This window comes from Sphaerisporangium sp. NPDC049003 (assembly GCF_043197795.1).
Lineage (GTDB): Bacteria > Actinomycetota > Actinomycetes > Streptosporangiales > Streptosporangiaceae > Sphaerisporangium.
Genome location: NZ_JBICTU010000018.1, coordinates 135622 through 151882 on the forward strand (window position 1 = coordinate 135622; position 16261 = coordinate 151882).

Annotated in this window: 13 protein-coding genes; 3 read left to right on the top strand and 10 right to left on the bottom strand. The window is 70.7% G+C overall.

Going from position 1 to position 16261, the window contains the following annotated elements; all coding sequences use genetic code 11:
• Positions 1-313: 313 nt before the first annotated feature.
• The 7 genes from ACGFIV_RS21040 to mfd all read right to left on the bottom strand — a co-directional run bounded on the left by ACGFIV_RS21040 (position 314) and on the right by mfd (position 9085).
• Positions 314-1237 carry a Ppx/GppA phosphatase family protein gene (locus ACGFIV_RS21040; protein ID WP_358551387.1) on the bottom strand — a complete coding sequence of 308 codons (924 nt, stop codon included), beginning with the start codon at positions 1235-1237 and terminating at the stop codon, positions 314-316.
• 55 nt (positions 1238-1292) lie between these two features.
• Positions 1293-1832 (bottom strand): DUF501 domain-containing protein, encoded by a 540-nt coding sequence (locus ACGFIV_RS21045; RefSeq protein WP_358551389.1) that lies wholly within the window; start codon positions 1830-1832, stop codon positions 1293-1295.
• 60 nt (positions 1833-1892) lie between these two features.
• Complete coding sequence (locus tag ACGFIV_RS21050) at positions 1893-2312, bottom strand: septum formation initiator family protein (protein WP_358551391.1); 420 nt, start codon at positions 2310-2312, stop codon at positions 1893-1895.
• A 56-nt stretch (positions 2313-2368) separates the two neighbouring features.
• Positions 2369-3646 (bottom strand): phosphopyruvate hydratase, encoded by a 1278-nt coding sequence (eno, locus tag ACGFIV_RS21055; protein ID WP_358551393.1) that lies wholly within the window; start codon positions 3644-3646, stop codon positions 2369-2371.
• 184 nt (positions 3647-3830) lie between these two features.
• Positions 3831-4796 carry a MazG family protein gene (locus tag ACGFIV_RS21060; RefSeq protein ID WP_392837020.1) on the bottom strand — a complete coding sequence of 322 codons (966 nt, stop codon included), beginning with the start codon at positions 4794-4796 and terminating at the stop codon, positions 3831-3833.
• A gap of 1 nt (position 4797) precedes the next feature.
• Entirely contained in the window at positions 4798-5439 is a 642-nt protein-coding gene (locus tag ACGFIV_RS21065; RefSeq protein ID WP_358551397.1) for a SurA N-terminal domain-containing protein, read from the bottom strand.
• 55 nt (positions 5440-5494) lie between these two features.
• Positions 5495-9085, bottom strand: coding sequence for a transcription-repair coupling factor (gene mfd, locus ACGFIV_RS21070; protein ID WP_358551399.1), 3591 nt, complete (start codon positions 9083-9085; stop codon positions 5495-5497).
• A 397-nt stretch (positions 9086-9482) separates the two neighbouring features.
• Here mfd and ACGFIV_RS21075 point away from each other — a divergent pair, with 397 nt between their 5' ends.
• On the top strand, positions 9483-10232 hold the full coding sequence (locus ACGFIV_RS21075) for a class I SAM-dependent methyltransferase (protein ID WP_358551401.1): 750 nt from the start codon (positions 9483-9485) through the stop codon (positions 10230-10232).
• A 70-nt stretch (positions 10233-10302) separates the two neighbouring features.
• Here ACGFIV_RS21075 and ACGFIV_RS21080 read toward each other — a convergent pair whose 3' ends face one another.
• The gene (locus ACGFIV_RS21080; RefSeq protein WP_392837026.1) at positions 10303-11553 is read right to left on the bottom strand and encodes a hypothetical protein; all 1251 of its coding nucleotides are present in this window, start codon (positions 11551-11553) and stop codon (positions 10303-10305) included.
• The gene (locus tag ACGFIV_RS21085; protein ID WP_358549790.1) at positions 11550-12080 is read right to left on the bottom strand and encodes a SigE family RNA polymerase sigma factor; all 531 of its coding nucleotides are present in this window, start codon (positions 12078-12080) and stop codon (positions 11550-11552) included. Before ACGFIV_RS21085 ends, ACGFIV_RS21080 begins: the two co-directional genes overlap by 4 nt.
• Before the next feature lie 207 nt (positions 12081-12287).
• Here ACGFIV_RS21085 and cysC point away from each other — a divergent pair, with 207 nt between their 5' ends.
• Positions 12288-13529: an adenylyl-sulfate kinase gene (gene cysC, locus ACGFIV_RS21090; protein WP_358549800.1), complete on the top strand. Its 1242-nt coding sequence runs from the start codon at positions 12288-12290 to the stop codon at positions 13527-13529.
• A gap of 30 nt (positions 13530-13559) precedes the next feature.
• Here cysC and ACGFIV_RS21095 read toward each other — a convergent pair whose 3' ends face one another.
• On the bottom strand, positions 13560-14618 hold the full coding sequence (locus tag ACGFIV_RS21095; RefSeq protein WP_358549788.1) for a glycosyl hydrolase: 1059 nt from the start codon (positions 14616-14618) through the stop codon (positions 13560-13562).
• 340 nt (positions 14619-14958) lie between these two features.
• Here ACGFIV_RS21095 and ACGFIV_RS21100 point away from each other — a divergent pair, with 340 nt between their 5' ends.
• Positions 14959-16215: a Wzz/FepE/Etk N-terminal domain-containing protein gene (locus ACGFIV_RS21100; RefSeq protein ID WP_392837030.1), complete on the top strand. Its 1257-nt coding sequence runs from the start codon at positions 14959-14961 to the stop codon at positions 16213-16215.
• The last annotated feature ends 46 nt before the right edge of the window (positions 16216-16261 follow it).

A 16261-nucleotide genomic window follows, 5' to 3' on the forward strand; every position in this document is an offset into this window, starting at 1 on the left:
CGTCTACGTGGACAGTAAGGGGCTCGGAGATCGAGATCAACGGTGCAGGGGCACAGCTACCAAACCGTTATCCACAGTGGGTGGTCAGGCTTTTGAGCATGCCGACGGCAGATCCGTCATCACGAGGACCTGGCATGGGGAGGACGCATGGTCGCACGACGTGTCCGAAAGTTTCGGAAACATCTGTGCCTAGGCCGACAGGACGTCGTCGGTCCTGGTCTTCTCGACCGCCATCGTCATCGCCGAGGCGGCAGGCAGGTGTGGGAGATCGGGCAAGACGTACAGAGCCGGGCCATGGTCCAGCCGGTCTTGTCTAAAGAGCGCCGCCGGGAGACAGGCCGTAGGCGATGCCGTCGAGGATGTCGTGCTCGCTGACGACCACTTCGGCGAAGGCGTACCGGCGGAGAAGGCGGGCGAGGATGAGCGCTCCCGCGCCGATCACGTCCACCCGTCCCGGGTGCATGACAGGGATCGCGGCGCGCTCGTCGTGGGTCATGGCGAGGAGCCGCTGGGAGACCTCGTGCACCCGCGCGGACGGGATCCTGGAACCGTGGATCCGCTCAGGGTCGTACGCGTGCAGGTCGAGGGCGATGCCCGCGACCGTGGTCACCGACCCGGCCAGGCCGATGACGGTGCGCGCCCGCTCCACGGGCACCTTGGCGGACACCCGGTCAAGGGCGGCCTCGATGTCGGCGACGGCCGCCTCCACCGCCTGCGGGGAAGCCCCGGACGACAGGTGGCGCTCGGTCAGGCGCACGCAGCCGATGTCGACGGAGATCGCGCTCTCCACGTCGGCGGAGCCGAGCACGAACTCGGTGGACCCGCCGCCGATGTCGACGACCACGACCGGGGTCGCCACGCCGGTGACCCCGGTCGTGGCGCCCAGGAACGAAAGGTGCGCCTCCTCTGACCCGGTGATCACCTCGGGTTCGACGCCGAAGATCTCCCTGACGCCGCTGACGAAGTCGGCGCGGTTCGTGGCGTCCCGGGTGGCACTGGTGGCCACCACGCGCACCCGTGATGCGCCATGCTCCTTGATCAGCTTGGCGTAGCCGCGCATCGCGGTGAACGTGCGTTCCAGCGCCTCGGGCGCGAGCAGCCCGGTCCTGTCGACATCCTGGCCGAGGCGGACGATCTCCATCCGGCGCTCGACCTCGGACAGCTCGTTTCCGGAAATGTCAGCGATGAGGAGGCGGACGGAGTTCGTGCCACAGTCGATCGCCGCCACGCGGGTCATGAACCCCTCCCCAAGAGCTTCACCGAAACCGGCGCCGGTGTGATCGACCTTCGCGTCATGCGTCCTCCCCTGGAACCACACAGGGGCCATCGCACCACCATTCGGGCAGCGCGTCGAGAGCTTCACGGCCCAGGGGGTTGCTTCCCGGTACGGCCAGCTCGTGCCCCACCAGCGCGTGCAGGCACTTCACCCGGTTGGGCATGCCGCCGGCGCTCTGCATGTCGCGGGGCAGCGGCTCCAGCCCGTCCTCGGAAGCGACCTTGTCCCGCCGCTCGACGTAGCCGGCATGGGCCCTCGCGTAGGCCTCGGCGAGGTCGGGCTCCTCCGCGAGCCTGGCCTGCATCCGCTTCATCAGCCCGGAGGACTCCAGCGTGCCGATGGCAGAGGCCGCCTTCGGGCACGTCAGGTAGTACAGGGTTGGGAACGGGGAGCCGTCGGAGAGCCTCGGAGCCGTCTCCACGACGTCGGGCAGCCCGCACGGGCACCGGTGCGCCACGGCCCGCAGCCCCCTCGGCGGTCGGCCGAGCTGCCGCTCCACGGCCTCCACATCGGCCGGATCCACCAAGGCCGCCTCGCCCGGACCCATCGCGGTCATGTCAGCCCGCTCCACTGTCGTCCACTCCCCCTGAAATACCGTCAACCAGACCACAGGACGTCACGGAGCCGGGGTCCGGCCCGCTTCGACTCGCTGACCGGTGCCTCGGTCGGCCGCCTCGATCGACTCCCAGAGCGTCTGGTACCAGGGTGCTCTGGCCTGAGGCGGTGACCCCGCCTTGGGCTGCTGCTTCGCCTTCTTGGAAAGGTCGAGCAAGACGTAGCACTTCTCGCCGACGCCGCAGTAGTGCAGCCGGGCCCTGGCCTGCTGCCTGATGTACGCGGGATCGTCGAGCCGCTTACTGCGCTCTCCGAGCTCCTGAAGGTCCTTGAGCGCCTGAGCCTGCTGCTTCTCCAGTTGGGCGATCTGGCGCCGCTGTGCGACGTACTCCCGCACAGGATAGGCAAGGCTCATGGCGATCGCGCACACGACCACCGCGAGGATCGCGGCACGTCCCGTCAGCTGCGGTCGTTTCTTCATGATCCTCCCAGGTCCGTACGGCTTGCGCGGATAAGGCGCAAGCCGTACGGAGAAAACTAGCCCCGGAAACGCGGAAAAGCTCCGCGACCCGCGTAGCGGGCGACATCGTCGAGCAGCTCCTCGATGCGGAGCAGCTGGTTGTACTTGGCGACGCGGTCGGACCGCGCGGGAGCGCCGGTCTTGATCTGGCCGCAGTTGGTGGCCACGGCGAGGTCGGCGATCGTGGTGTCCTCGGTCTCGCCGGAGCGGTGGCTCATCATGCAGCGGTAGCCGCTGCGGTGGGCCAGGTCGACGGCGTCCAGGGTCTCCGACAGCGTGCCGATCTGGTTGACCTTGACCAGCAGCGCGTTCGCGGCGCCCTCGCGGATGCCGCGCGCAAGACGCTCGGGGTTGGTGACGAACAGGTCGTCGCCCACGATCTGGACCTTGTCGCCGAGCGAGGTGGTCAGGGCCTTCCAGCCCTCCCAGTCCTCCTCGTCGAGCGGGTCCTCGATCGAGACCAGGGGGTAGGAGCGGACGAGGTCCTCGTAGAAGGCGATCAGCTCGTCCGCGCTGTGGCCCTTGCCGTCGAGGGTGTAGACGCCGCCGGAGTGGAACTCGCTCGCGGCGACGTCGAGCGCCAGCGCGATGTCCTCGCCCGGGACGTACCCGGCCTTCTCGATGGCGACGAGGATCAGGTCGAGCGCGTCGCGGTTGCTCGGCAGGTTGGGCGCGAACCCGCCCTCGTCACCGAGGCCGGTGGCGTAGCCCTTCTGCTTGAGCACGCCCTTCAGCGCGTGGTAGGTCTCGGTGCCCATGCGAAGGGCGTCGGAGAACGTCTCGGCGCCGATCGGAGCGATCATGAACTCCTGGATGTCGACGTTGCTGTCGGCATGCGCGCCGCCGTTGAGGATGTTCATCATCGGCACGGGCAGCACGTGGGCGTTGGGCCCGCCGACGTAGCGGAACAGCGGCAGGTCGGCGCTGTCGGCCGCCGCCTTGGCCAGGGCCAGGGACACGCCGAGGATGGCGTTGGCGCCGAGCCTGCCCTTGTTGGGCGTGCCGTCGAGGTCGAGCATGGTCTGGTCGACCAGTCGCTGCTCCTCGGCGTCGAAGCCGATGATCTCGTCGGCGATCTCGTCCGTGACGTTGAGGACGGCCTTCTGGACGCCCTTGCCGCCGTAGCGCTCGTCACCGTCACGCAGCTCCACGGCCTCGAACTGGCCGGTGGACGCACCACTCGGAACCGCCGCGCGGCCGGTGCTGTAGTCGTCGAGCAGGATTTCTACCTCGACCGTGGGATTCCCACGGGAGTCGAGGATCTCGCGGGCGGTAACGGCCTCGATGGCAGCCACGAAGCGCTCCTAGATCTGTCAGCCCGGGGACGGGCCCCCGGAACCCACCACCACGCCGTCGTGCGCGATGCGGTTGCGGACGGTTTGCCTCATGAGCCTATCGGGCCCTACCCGCCGGTACGGCTGTGCCTCCCGTGAACACGCCACCGGCGACCGCCGACCGTACCAAGGAAGCACGCACGCCCTACGGCTCGCGCTCCGACCGCTCCCAGGTGCGGACGCGGACGCGGTAGGCGCGGGCGGCGGCACGGAGCTCGGCCTCGGGGTCGAGACCGGCGGCGCGCGCCCGCCGTACGAGATCGAACAGCTCGCGGCCGATGCCCTGGCCCACCGCACGCGCGAGGGCGTCGGGGACCCCCGCGCGCTCGGCGCGGCTCTGGAGCCCCTGGGCCAGGGAGAGCGCGGGCTGGCCCATCGGGACGCCGTCGAGCAGCGACTCCCAGCCCTTCGCGGCGCGCTCGGCGGCCTTGATGGTGTCCCAGTTGTCGCTGACGTCCTCCGCACCGCTGACCACCGTGTCCGAGAACACGTGGGGATGGCGCCGGACCAGCTTGTCGACGATGCCTCCGGCGACGTCGTCCACGTCGAAGCCGCCGTCGCCGGGCGAGCGCTCCTGGGCCACGCGGGAGTGGAACATCACCTGCAGGAGCAGGTCACCCAGCTCCTCGCGCAGGGCGGCGTGGTCGCCTTGCTCGATGGTCTCAAGGACCTCGTACGACTCCTCCAGCAGGTAGGGCACAAGGGACTCGTGGGTCTGCTTGGCGTCCCACGGGCAGTCGCGGCGCAGCCGGTCCATGACGGCCACGAGGTCGAGCAGGCGGGCGCCCGGCAGGTCGTACGAGCCGGGGACCAGCTCGATGACCGGGGGGTCCTCCATGTCGAGCGCGGCGCGGCCGACGGCGCGCATGAACGGCTCGTCGCCGTCCTGCGCGGCGAGCCAGACCAGCGTCGCGTCGAGGCTCTCGCGCGACAGGGCGACCGGGTCGGGCGTCACCACCTCGACCGGGATCCCCTCGTCGGCGAGGTAGGGCAGGAGAGGATGGTCGCCGGAGCCGGTGAGCACCCGGCCGGAGCCGAGGACCGCCCACGCCCGACCGCTCAGCAGGCCTGGGGCCACCCTCGGCGAGGTCGTGACGACGACGAGGGTCATCTCACTGGCCGGCGGCGGGATCCGGCTGGGAGGTCGCCTCGGTGCCCGCGGCGGGCTTGCCGAACCGGGCCTCCTCGATGAGACCCTGCTGCGGGTCCCAGGTGCCGTAGCGGTGCGAGACCTCGACCGGGATGGTGTCCATCTGCCCGAACAGCTGCTGCTGCGCGGTCTGGACGGACGCCTGGTCGGTCAGGTTCGCGCCGAACTTCTGCAGCGACTTCTGGTAGATCAGCGCGGTGCGGACCCAGTCGGTGGTCTCGGAGGGGGGGACGCCCTTGGTGAGCGCCGCGGGGCCGATCTTCTCGATGCCGCCCTGCTCGGCGAGGAAGTCGGCGACCTCGCGCGCGGTCACCGTGACCCCGTTGCGCTGCGCGAACTGCTCGAACTGGCGAATGGAGATCATCTGCAGCAGCACGGCCCGCGGAATGGACGGGATCTGGAGCTGAGCCTCGGTGATCTTGGCCTGCTTCAGCGCCGCCTGGTACTCGGTGATCTCGGCGTCCAGCTCGCCGCTGGTGATGCGGCTGCTCCCGACGGTCGCCGCCGTGCCGACCCGCACGGGCGAGGAACAGGCGGTCAGCGCGACAACGGCGAGCACGGCGGCAGCGACGGCCGGCAGCACGCGCACACGATTCGACTTCACTAGCGGTCCCTTCGACAGACGCGGGCTACTCTACTCAAGCCGCGCGTCAGAGCGGTCATCGAGTGCCTGCCGCCCTGGCGGGGTTCGAGGGAAGTTCGAGGAACATGGCCTCGACCAGGTCGGTGCACCATTTGAGCAGATCGAGGTCGCGCAGCGGCTGACCCCCTATCGGCTTGGTCTTCGGAACCGGCACGAGCAGCGTCTCGGCGGCGACCTTGTAGATCGCCTTGGGGTACAGCCGGTCCAGGCGCACCTGCTGCGACTCCCGCAAAGACACCCGGGCGAACCTGATGTGCTGACCCTGGAAGGCGACGTCGCTCAGCCCGGCCTTGCGCGCGTGGACCCGGAAGCGGGCGACCTCCAGCAGGTTGTCCACCTCCTGCGGCGGACGCCCGTACCGGTCGACGAGCTCCTCGCGGACGGCCACGATGTCGGCGCCCGAACCCACGGCGGCGAGCCGCTTGTACGCCTCCAGGCGCAGCCGCTCGGATGTCACGTAGCCGTGGGGGATGTGCGCGTTGACCGGCAGTTCGACCTTGACGTCCGCGCGCTCCTCGACGACCTCCTCGCCGGCGAGCTTGGCCTTCTGCTCCTGCACGGCCTCGGCCATCATCCGGACGTACAGGTCGAAGCCGACGCCCGCGATGTGGCCGGACTGCTCGGCGCCGAGGATGTTGCCCGCGCCGCGGATCTCCAGGTCCTTCATGGCGACGTACATGCCGGCGCCCATCTCGGTGTGCTGGGCGATCGTCGCCAGGCGCTCGTGGGCGGTCTCGGTGAGCGGCGCCTCCGGCGGGTACAGGAAGTAGGCGTAGCCGCGCTCGCGCCCGCGCCCGACCCGGCCGCGGAGCTGGTGGAGCTGCGAGAGGCCGTAGTTGTCCGCGCGGTCGACGATCAGCGTGTTGGCGTTGGGGATGTCCAGGCCGGACTCGACGATCGTGGTGCTGACGAGCACGTCGAAGTCGCGCTCCCAGAATCCGACCATGATCTTTTCGAGCTGCTGCTCGTTCATCTGCCCGTGCGCGACCGCCACGCGCGCCTCGGGCACCAGCTCGCGGATGCGGGCGGCCACCTTGTTGATCGAGGACACCCGGTTGTGGACGAAGAACACCTGGCCGTCGCGCATCAGCTCGCGCCGCACGGCCGCCGCGATCTGCTTCTCGTCGTACGGGCCGACGAAGGTGAGGATCGGGTGCCGCTCCTCCGGCGGGGTCAGGATGGTCGACATCTCGCGGATGCCGGTGAGGCCCATCTCCAGCGTGCGCGGGATCGGCGTCGCCGACATGGCGAGCACGTCCACCTGCGTACGCATGTGCTTCATGGCCTCCTTGTGCTCGACGCCGAAGCGCTGCTCCTCGTCGACGATGATGAGGCCGAGCTGCTTGAACCGGATGTCCGGGTTGAGCAGCCGGTGCGTGCCGATCACGATGTCGACGCCACCGTCCCTGAGCCCTTCGAGGGTGGCCTTGACCTCCGCGTCGCTCTGGAATCGCGACACCGGTTTGACCACGACGGGGAAGCTCGCGAACCGCTCGCCCAAGGTCGAAAGGTGCTGCTGGACGAGGAGTGTGGTCGGGACGAGCAGGGCGACCTGCTTGCCGTCCTGGACGGCCTTGAAGGCGGCCCGCACGGCGATCTCGGTCTTGCCGTAGCCGACGTCGCCGCAGATCAGGCGGTCCATCGGGATCGGACGCTCCATGTCGCGCTTGACCTCGTCGATCGCCTCAAGCTGGTCGCCGGTCTCGGCGTAGGGGAAGGCGTCCTCCATCTCGCGCTGCCACGGGGTGTCGGAGGCGAAGGCGTGGCCGGGCGAGGCCATGCGGGCGCTGTACAGGCGGATCAGCTCGCCCGCGATCTCCTTGACGGCCTTCTTCGCCCGCGACTTGGCCTTGGCCCAGTCGGCGCCGCCCATGCGGTTCAGCGTGGGAGACTCGCCGCCGACGTACCGGGTGACCTCGTCGAGCTGGTCGGTCGGCACGTACAGCCGGTCGCCCTTGGCGTACTCGATCACCAGGTACTCGCGCGTCGCGCCCTGGACGGCCCGCTGGACCATCTCGATGTAGCGCCCGACGCCGTGCTGGCCGTGGACGACGAAGTCGCCCACCTTGAGCTGGAGCGGGTCGACCATGTTCCTGCGGCGGGACGGCAGGCGCCGCATGTCCTTGGTGGATGCCTTCTGCCCCACCAGGTCGAGATGGGTGAGGACGGCCACGGTGTCGCTGACGAAGCCGTGCTCGACGCGGCCGGTGGTGACGTTGACCACGTCCCTGCCGGGGGCGACGTCGAGGGTGGGCACCAGCCTGGCGGCGACGTCCACGCCCTTGAGCAGCTCGACCATGCGCTCGGCGGGGCCGTGCCCCTCGCTGAGCAGCACGACCGCGCGCCCGTCGCCGAGCCATCCCTTGATGTCCCCGAGGGCGCGCTGGGTGTCGCCCCGGTACGACTCGGCCTCCCGGGCCGACAGCTCGATGATCTCGCTCTCGCCGTACACGTCGTCGTCGGAGATGTCCGGCCTGCCGGAGGCGGCCATGCGGCCGGTCTGCTCGGTCTGGTCGGTGGTCGCGAACGGCGCGATGGTCCACCATGGCTGGCCCAGCTCGCGGGCCTGGTGGCGCACCTCGGGCAGGCTGCGGAACGCCGCCGCGCCGAGGTCGATCGGCGCCTCGCCCCCGGCCGCCGCGTTGATCCACGACGCTTCGAGGAACTCCTGGCTGGTGTGCACGAGCTCGACGGCGCGGCCGCGGATCCGCTCGGGGTCGCAGACGATCACCGCGGCGCGGGCGGGAAGGTGGTCGAGCAGGAGATCCATGCCGTCGACCAGCACGGGAGCGAACGCCTCCATGCCCTCGACCGGGATGCCGTCGGCGAGCTGGTCGAGGATCTCCTTCAGCGCGGGGTGCAGCTCGCCGAGATCGCTCGCCCGCTCCCTGACCTCCTCGGTGAGGAGCAGCTCGCGGCACGGCGCGGCGAACAGGCCGCCCTCGGCCACTTCGAGCGAACGCTGGTCGGCGACCTTGAACCAGCGGATCTCCTCGATCGTGTCGCCCCAGAACTCCAGGCGCAGGGGGTGCTCCTCGGTGGGCGGGAACACGTCGAGCAGGCCGCCTCGCACGGCCACCTCGCCGCGCTTCTCCACCATGTCGACCCGGTGGTAGCCGTTGCCGACCAGGCGCTCGACCACCTCTTCGAGGTCGGCGTCGTCGCCCGAGCGCAGCCGTACGGGCTCCAGGTCGCCGAGCCCGGTGACCAGGGGCTGCAGCACCGCGCGGATCGGCGCCACGACGACGCTCAGCGGCCCGGCGGCGGCGTCACCCTGGACGGGGTGGGCCAGCCTGCGCAGCACGGCCAGTCGCTGGCCCACCGTGTCGCTGCGCGGCGACAGGCGCTCGTGCGGCAGCGTCTCCCAGGCCGGGAAGACCGCGACGGCGTGCTCTCCGACGAGGCCGGTGAGCGCCGCGGCGAGGTCCTCCGCCTCCCGCGCGGTGGCCGTGACGGCGAGCACGGGCCGCCGGCGCGCCAGCGCCGCGACCGCGAAGGGCCGGAGCGCGGGCGGCGCGATCAGGTTGACGTCCTCGCCCGTGCGTTCCAGGGCCCCGGCCAGCTGTGGTTCGGCGACGACAAGATCGAGCAGTCCGGAAAGACTCATTTTAGAAATGCCCCCACATGGTCGCGCCCGCCTTCTCGTTCGCCTCGCGGACCGCCTGCTCGGCTTCGAACACCCCACGTGGCGACCCACCAGCGCGCGCCGGTACGGCCGCGATCACTCCGTACGGCCGCACACGTTCCCGCAAGCGATGTGTACGGCGACACGCGCGATCCCGGGTTCGTCGGATCACCGGGATTACCACAAGGCTACTTCCCTCTAGGCCCCGCCATGCCGAGAACCACCTCTCCGCCCGATCGAAGTGGACTTGTCATGAAAGCTACCGGTGCGACCGCACCTCCTTGCGCGGTCACGAAGCGGCTCCGGCCCGGTCATGGCGGGGCTCCGGCGGTGAAGAACGGCCCTTTCGTAAAGTAAATCCACTACGGAAGGAGTTTTCATGACTACCCTGAGTCACATGTCAGAGGTTCGATGGTGGCCGGCGACCCAAGGCGACGTCTTCAGTCTCCGCATGCGCGAGCTGTGGACCGAGCAGCTCGGCCGGCGGCTCGACATCCTCATCGCCGGATGCGGGCGAGGCGACACCATCGACGTCGACCGCGTCGAGACCCGCGTCACGGGCATCGACGAGGACCTCCCCGTGCTGCGCGCCTCGATCGGGCGCCGCGCCGACCTGGACGCGCGGTTCGTCGGCGACCTGCGGGCCGCGCCGCTGCTTCCCCGCACGTTCGACGTCGTACACGTCGCCTTCCTGCTGGAGCGCGTGCGCCACGCCGAGCTGGTGCTCGACCGCATGGTCAACGCCCTGCGCCCCGGCGGCCTCCTGCTGATCCGGATGCGCGACCGGTCCTCGGCGTACGGCTTCTGCGACCGCTTCGTCCCCGCATGGCTGCGACGGCTGCTGTGGTCCCGCTTCGCCCCGAAGGGCGCGGTCGGGCCGCTCCCGGCGATCTACGAGCAGGTGGCCTCGCGCGAGGGCATCCACTCCTACTGCCTGATGCGCGGGCTGATGATCGCCGAGGACTACTCGGGGTCGTCGGGTCCCGCGCTGCGCGGCCCGCGCGCCAGGCTCGTACGCGGCGTCTGCCAGGTGATCGGCAAGCTCTCCGGTGACCGCCTCCCCGCCACCAGAGACGAGGTCACCCTCGTGATCCGCAAACCCCAGAACCACTTCGCCCGCCTGATCTAGCGAAGCGACCGCACACGTCCGCCACCGGCCCGCCACCGGCCCGGCCCGCGGCGGGTGACCCGGCGGTCGTTCAGCGGCGGGTGAAGATGGGCTCCCAGCTTCCGGGGCGCTGGGTGTTCTCGCGGTTGCCCGAGAGCTGGACCTTCGTCTTCCCGTCGATGCCGACCAGCACCAGCCCGTTGTGGAACTCGTTCTCGCACGCTCCCGCGCAGCCGAGGGCGATCAGATGCTCGTCGTCGGCCCAGGCGAGAAGCTGGAGCATCTTCTGCCTGCCGACGACCTTGCCGGTGGCGACGTCCCTGACCGTCGTCTCCGGGCCCGGCGGAGTGCCTCCGTCGGCGTACAGCCTCCCGTTGGGAGAGACGCCCGCCCGCTGGTAGGTGACCACGTCCTTCGGCGCGTCGTCGCGACGCCGTCCGTCCAGGTCGTAGTACAGCCTGTGGTCGTACCCCTTCTGCCCGTCGGGTTCGAAGACCAGCGTGCCGTCGTCGGACCACCGGAAGACGGAGGCCGGCTTCGGGAAAGAGCCGGCGTCCCGCTCCGCGGCCACAGGGTGGAACGACGCGCGGCCCGACGCCACGTCGACCACCTGGAAACCGGTGCGCCCGGGGTCTGGGGTCCGATAGCTGTTCCCGTCGGCGGAGAGGTGGGTGCGGATCGTGGGATCCCTGTCATACGCCGTGGCCAGCAGCTTGGTGCCATCGGGCGACCAGGAGACGTCGGTCACGGGGTGATCGAGATCGACCCACGTGACGACCTGCGAAGTCGCCATATCGAGAAGGCCGATCCGGCGGGCGGGCAGGTCGCGCTCCAGCACCGCCGCGAGCTTCATGCCCGGCGCCACGTCGAGCTTGGCCCAGTCGGTCCGCCCGTAGGTCCCGGTCCCGGGGTTGTAGAGGTACCAGGTGTCCTGAAGGCGGTCGCTCCTGTCGCCGATCTTCTCCCGCGACCACACGGAATACGCCGACACGGCGACCCTCCCCGCCGCGATCAGCTTCTTCGGCATGGGGTTCTCGGTGTCGGTCAGCACCGAGTCCGGTGCCCGCACGTCCTCGGGGGTCGGCGCGGAGGAGTGCTCACCCGGCGAGGCCACCGCGACGGCGGTGTGGGCCACACCGCCCCCCGGCGCCTCCGAGGGGATCAGCCTGGGAACGAGCATGCCCGCGACCACGACGGCGGCGGTCGCCCCCGCGGCGAACGACACGGTGGTCATCGGGCGCCGGGGCCGCCCCCGCAGGGCCCGGTCGGCGAGATCATGGGGGACCCGGGCCTCCTCGGCCCAGTCCCGGAACGTCCGCGGCAGCAGGGTTTCCAACTTCACGAGGTGGCCTCCTCAAAAGGGCGGTCGGGCAGGCGGAAGGGGGCGAGTTCGGGCGAGACGGAGCGCAGCCGGGCGAGCGAACGGTGGGCCGTGCTGCGGACCGTCCCGACCGAGCAGCCCATGATGCGCGCCACCTCGGCCTCGGGGAGGTCCTCGAAGTAACGGAGCACCAGCACGGCACGCTGCCGCGCGGTGAGCCGGGCCAGCGCGCCGCGCAGGACGAGCTTCAGGTCGGCCGCGTGCGTGTCGTCGCGTCCCACGACGTCAGGGGTCTCGGCCATCACGGTCTCCCGCCGCCGGGAGGCCAGGCGCCACCAGCTCACCTGCTGGCGGTACATCGCGCGCCGCACATACGCCTCGGGCTCGTCGATACGGGCCCACCGGGCGGCGGTCCTGGCCAGGACCGTCTGAAGCAGGTCTTCGGCCGCGTACTGGTCCCCGCCCGTGAGCAGGAACCCTAGCCTCATGAGCGCCGGCGAGCGCGCCGACACGAACTCGCGGAAACGTCGCTCCTCGGCAACGTCCACGATCACCTCCAAGGGTCGATGTCAGCCTCTAGGACGCCGCCGGCTCCGCTTCGCTATGCCTCCCGATCTCACGGCTTCCCGGAACGGCTTCCCGGTGCGGCTTCCCGGTGCGGCTTCCGGGAAAGGTAGGGTGCCGCGCGGGACGAGGCAGGCCAGGCTTCCCCCACCAACCGTAAATATCCTGGCCCAGTGGGAAATGTGGAGCAGATGACGGCGAACCCCGAGTGGACCCCCGAGTGGGTGCCCGACGCCCGCGAGCTCGCCGACCTGGAGTTGCTGCTCTCCGGCGCCTTCGACCCCCTCACGGGCTTCCTCGGCTCGGCCGACGTCGACTCGGTCGTCGAGAACGGGACCCTGGCCGACGGCACGCCCTGGCCGGATCCCGTCACGCTGACGCTGCCGCACGACCACCCCGTGTCCGCCGGGCAGGAGCTCACGCTGCGCGACCCTGAGGGCGCCGCGCTCGCCTCGCTCACCGTGACCGAGCGCACGGCCGACGGCCTGGTGGCGGGCCCGGTGAAGTCGCTGGGCGCGTCGGAGCACGGCCCCTTCGCACGCCTCCGGCGTTCCCCGTCCCAGGTCCGCGCCGAGCTGGGCGGCCGCTCCGTCCTCGCCGTCACCATGCGGGGCCCCCTGGACGACCTGGACGAGATCACCGCCACGGCCCGCGAGCTGGACGCGACGATCCTGCTGCTCCCCCTGGCCTTCGGCGAGGGCGGCCCCGCGGTCGTACGCGCGGCGCTCAAGGCACGCGACAGGCTTCCGTCCGGCACCCAGGTCGCCGTGGTCCCCCTCGCCCCCCGCGAGCCCGAGATCGACCTGGAGCTCCGCGAGCACGTCGCCACCGCCTACGGCGCCGACGAGCACCTGGCGGGGCCGGAGCCCATCACCCTGCCCGGTCCCCCGCACCGGCGCGGCCTGGTGGTCTTCTTCACCGGCCTGTCGGGGTCGGGCAAGTCCACGATCGCCCGCGGCCTGCACGACGCGCTGCTCGAACGCGGCAGCCGTACCGTCACGTACCTGGACGGCGACGTGGTGCGGCGCCTGCTCACGGCGGGTCTGACGTTCTCCAAGCAGGACCGCGACCTGAACATCCGCAGGATCGGCTTCGTCGCCGCCGAGGTCGCCCGGCACGGCGGACTCGCCATCTGCGCCCCCATCGCCCCGTACGCGGCGACGCGCGACGAGGTGCGCCACATGGTCGAGGCCGTGGGAGCCGACTTCGTGCTGGTACACGTGGCCACGCCGCTGGAGGAGTGCGAGCGCCGCGACCGCAAGGGGTTGTACGCCAAGGCGCGGGCCGGGCTCATCCCGGAGTTCACCGGCATCTCCGACCCGTACGAGGAGCCCGAGGACGCCGAACTGACCCTCGACACGACCGGCATGCCGATCGAGAGGGCCGTCGACTCCGTGATGAGCGTGCTCGGCTCGGGCGGCTGGATCCGCTGATGGCTCGGGCCTCCTCCGCGCGGCGGGGGCTCAGTGGTCGGGGACCGGTGTCGAGCTGAAGTACGGCGCGCGTGCCAGCTCGGTGAACGCGCGCGCGGCGGGCACGGTCGAGTCGAAGCGCGTGTCGCCACGCGGCGCGCGCGGCGAGTCGAAGTAGACCAGTGCCTTGATCTGCGGGTATCCCCGGATCTGGCGGCGCACCGAGTTGAAGAACGTCACCTTGAACCCGGGGTCGTCGTGCCGCTCGAACGCCCCCCACTCGGCCACCATGATCGGCTTGCCGGGGAAGCGCAACTGCGTCCAGCGGTAGAACCCCGGCCAGCTCGCGTGGTCGCCACGGGTCTTGTCGACCAGGTTGGCGAAGTCGGTCACCCGGCGGTCGGCGTACGGGTCGAGGCCGATCCAGTCGACGACGTCGTCACCGGGGTAGAGGTGCTCGAACCACGGCTTGGTCGCCCAGTTGGGCGCGCCCATGTAGGTCATGACCATGACGGCGTTCCTGACGCCGCGCTCGCGCAGGCGCAGCACCACGTGGCGGTACATCGCGGCGTAGTCCTCCGCGGTCATCCCCGACCCGGGGTGCGCGCGCACGTCGTTCTCGGGCTCGTGGTGGACGGTGAGGAAGAACCGGACGCGCAGCCTTCGCTTGATCCTCTCGGCGACCCTGTCGATGCGGGCGTCGATCGCGCCGTCGGCGATCTCGGCCCAGGTGTCGTGGACGGACGGCTTCCAGTTGATCAGCAGGAGCCGCTTCTTGGCGAGCTGCCGCTCCTCGGGCGTGGGGAACGGGTCCCCGCCCCGGTGGTACACGTGCACGATGTCGGCCCTGCGGCCCATGCGCTCCTCGGCGGCGGCGATGGCCAGTGACGGTGGCCGGCCGCCGAAGACGTCGGGGGCCATGCCCCACCACGCGCCGCAACTCGGGATGAGCTTGGCCGTCGCGACGCAGCCGGGGGCACCGCTCGGGACCGTCATGGCGACGGCGGGCGCGCGGTCTCCGGTCGCGACCTCCTCGTGCGGCCTCACCGACGACACGGCGTAAACGATCAGCCCGCAGCCGGTGGCGATCCCCATGCCGAAAACCCACATCCCCGTCAGTTTGCGCAAGGCGGTCAAACCCCCTTCTAATCAATTCTCCTGAAGGCTGGTATTCACCTTCCCACTAATCGGCGCCGGGCCGCCGGAAACTGGATACCCGGCGCCGAGCTGCGGCTTCCTAATTATGGAAATATCCGGTTATGTGCGCCGGCTGGGCGGATCCACCACCCTCAAAAACGCCTGTATGCGATCGAGGAATCTTGGGTTGTGCCTATAGTTCACAGCATCTGTTCCAGGGGGTCGGCGTCCATGGCGACGACTCCGAGCAACACACGCGACTTATAGGGACAGATATGCATAACAATCCCGCATTGAGAGGTCTGCCGTTTCCATGAGCCACCCGGCGTCCTCAGTCCCCGGCCCGGCCACCGGGCGCGAGTTCGCCGAGTTCGGCTCGATGCTGCTGCGGCGCAGGGTCGCGCTCGCCGGATTCCTGCTCGCCGGCCTCTGCTGCGGCGGCATCGTCCTCGCGCTGACCCCGCCGTCTTACACGGCGACCGCCGAGGTGCTCGTGTCCTCCACCGGCGTCCAGGACCAGACGAACCAGACGAGCCAGCGCCAGCGCGAGCCGCTCAACCTCGACACCGAGGCCCAGGTCGCCCGCTCGGCCGTCGTCGCCTCCCGGGCCGCGCGCGCCCTGAAGGTCAAGGACCCCGACACGCTCAGGGACCAGGTCACGGTGACCGTGCCGCCCAACTCCGCGGTGCTGGCCGTGTCGTACACCGCCCGTGACCCGGTCACAGCCGCCGCGGGCGCCGAGGCGTTCGCGAAGGCGTACCTCGCCAACCGCGAGGCGACGGCCAAGCGCGCGCTCGACGCCCAGCTCAAGGTGCTCGCCGGGAAGCTGCGCGAGGTCGACGCGGCGCTCGGCACGACCGTCACCGGCCTGCCCCGCACGGCGCCGGGCTCGGCGGCGCGCACCATCGCCGCCCAGCGGCAGAACGTCCTGAGCAAGCAGGTCTACAACCTCACCGTGAAGTACGACGCCCTCAGGACCATCGCGATCACCCCGGGCAGCGTCATCAGCGACGCCCGCCCGCCCGCCTCGCCCGCACAGCCGAGCCCGTCGCTCTACCTCGGCAGCGGGCTGTTCCTCGGCCTGCTGGCCGGAGCCGGGGCCGCCATGGTCCGCGACCGCTTCGACACCCGGCTCAGAACCGCGGCCGACGTCGAGCGCCTCACCGGGCTCCCCGTCCTTTGCGAGGGCGAGAACGCCCGTGAGCTGCGCGAGCTCGCCATCGCCGTGGCACGGCACCTGCGCGACGGCGGCGAGCTGCTCGTACGGGGGGTGTCGCCGGGCACCGACCCCGAGCCCATCGCCGACGACCTGCGGGTGGCGCTCACCGGCCTCGCGCCGATCTGGGTGCGCACCGACCAGGCGGCACGCGCCGACGCCGCCCTGCTGGTGGTCGAGAGCCGCGCGGCGCGCTCCAAACAGCTCGCCCAGGCCGTACGGCAGCTCCGGCGCACGGACACGGCGGCGCTGGGCGTGATCCTGCTGACCACGCCCGCCTCGCTCCCGCGTGGCGAGTCCCACCACGGTCATGGCCGCCGCCATCCGACCGACCCCACGGCACGGGCGTCGTGAACCTGCCGCCGTCCCACCGATCCCACGGCACGGGCGTCGTGAAGAT